The sequence below is a fragment of the Coprococcus sp. ART55/1 genome (genome assembly GCF_000210595.1).
Classification (GTDB): Bacteria; Bacillota; Clostridia; order Lachnospirales; family Lachnospiraceae; genus Coprococcus; species Coprococcus aceti.
On the sequence record NC_021018.1, the window covers coordinates 2,044,724 to 2,046,673 of the forward strand.

A 1,950-nucleotide genomic window follows, 5' to 3' on the forward strand; every position below is an offset into this window, starting at 1 on the left:
TGTTATAGAGGACGGAAAGGTTGCACTCGAGGCAAAGCTTTTCTCAGATTTCATAAGAAAGCTTCCTGACAGTGACATAACTATAGAGAGTGATAAGGACAGCAAGACACTTATCAAGTGTGAGAGACTTGAGTTCAACATACCTGGAAAGTCAGGAGAGGATTTCTCCAATCTTCCTGTTGTATCAAAGGATAAGTTCATAACCATATCTCAGTTTGCGCTGAGAGAGGTTATCAATCAGACAATATTCTCTATATCAGATAATGAGAACAATAAGCTTATGACCGGTGAGTTATTTGAGGTATCAAACAATAAGCTCAGCGTGGTTTCTCTGGATGGACACAGAATATCCATCAGATATATAGAGCTCAAGGGAGATAATTCAGACATTAAGGTTGTAGTTCCAGGAAAATCCCTCAGCGACATAAGTAAGATCATGAACGGTGGAGTTGATGATCCTGTAAATATTTATTTCACTGACAACAATATATTATTTGAGTTTGACAATACAAAGGTTGTTTCAAGACTGATAGAGGGCGAGTATTTCAGAATAAGCCATATGCTCTCAGTTGATTATCAGATCAAGATGAAGATAAACAAGAGAGAGTTCCTTGACAGTTTGGACAGAGCAACTCTTCTTATAAAGGATTCAGACAAGAAGCCTATCAGACTCAGTATTGATGACAGAACTCTCGGTCTCAAGATCAGTTCTCTCATCGGTTCTCTGAATGAGGAGATAGATATCGAGAAGGAAGGTAACAATCTTGTCATTGGATTTAATCCAAAGCTTATAATAGATGCACTCAGAGTAATTGACGATGAGAATGTAACTATTTATTTCAACAATACAAAATCTCCATGTGTTATCAAGGATGATGCAGAGACATATATCTACCTTATCCTTCCTATGGGAATCAACGAAGAGTAAGAAGGGGTGAGAATATGGAGATAATCAAGTTAAGAGATGAGTTCATAAAGCTTGGACAGGCGCTTAAGGCTGCCGGTCTGGTGGAGTCAGGAGTTGACGCAAAGGAGGTCATAGTTCAGGGACTGGTTGTGGTTAACGGTGAGATAGAGACCAGACGTGGAAGAAAGCTTTATGATGGTGATGAAGTAGAATTTGATGGTGATAAGATAAGTATTCAGAAATAATTGTGGTCGCCATCTTGCAGATGGTGAAGGTTATGTATATAGAGTCGATAGAGCTGAGTAATTACAGAAATTACAGTAATGTGAAAGTAGAATTTGGAAAAAATACGAATATCCTGTACGGCGATAACGCCCAGGGCAAGACAAATATACTTGAATCCATATACATGGCAGCGACTACGAAGTCACACAGAAAAAATACGCAGGATAAAGATATCATAAAGATAGGTGAAGATGAGAGCCATATAAGATTATTTGTCAACAAGAAAGACATATCGCACAAGATAGATATGCATCTTCGAAAGAGCAAAAATAAGGGAGTGGCGATCGATGGCATACCCATAAGGAGGGCCACGGAATTATATGGTCTTCTCAATGTCATATTCTTTTCACCTGAAGATCTGACTATCATTAAAAATGGACCAGCCGAGAGGAGAAGGTTCATGGATCTTGAATTGTGTCAGATAAGCAGATTGTATTATCAGAATCTGGCATCATATAACAGGATACTCAATCAGCGAAATAATCTGTTAAAGCAGATTTATCATAACAGAAGTCTCATAGATACACTGGATGTGTGGAATATGCAGCTTGTGGACTATGGGTCGAGGATAATAAAAGAGAGAAGAAATTTTATCGACATGATGAATGAGATAATTGGGGAGATCCACAGTCATCTCACATCGGGCAAGGAAAAGCTAGAGATAGTGTATGAGTGCAATGTCGATGAAGATAAATTCGATGAGACACTTCAGGAAAAGACTGAGATGGATATCAGATATTCAAGTACACAATCTGGTC

At 38.5% G+C, this 1,950-nt stretch carries 3 protein-coding genes; all 3 read left to right on the plus strand.

What is annotated here, in order from left to right:
• Positions 1-928, plus strand: a 928-nt coding sequence (dnaN, locus tag CCU_RS09235) for a DNA polymerase III subunit beta (protein ID WP_208896140.1), incomplete at its 5' end; no start/stop codon positions are given.
• 14 nt (positions 929-942) lie between these two features.
• The gene (locus tag CCU_RS09240; RefSeq protein WP_015534430.1) at positions 943-1,152 is read left to right on the plus strand and encodes an RNA-binding S4 domain-containing protein; all 210 of its coding nucleotides are present in this window, start codon (positions 943-945) and stop codon (positions 1,150-1,152) included.
• Positions 1,153-1,184: 32 nt separating this feature from the next.
• On the plus strand, positions 1,185-1,950 hold a 766-nt coding region (recF, locus tag CCU_RS09245), incomplete at its 3' end, for a DNA replication/repair protein RecF (protein ID WP_243440884.1).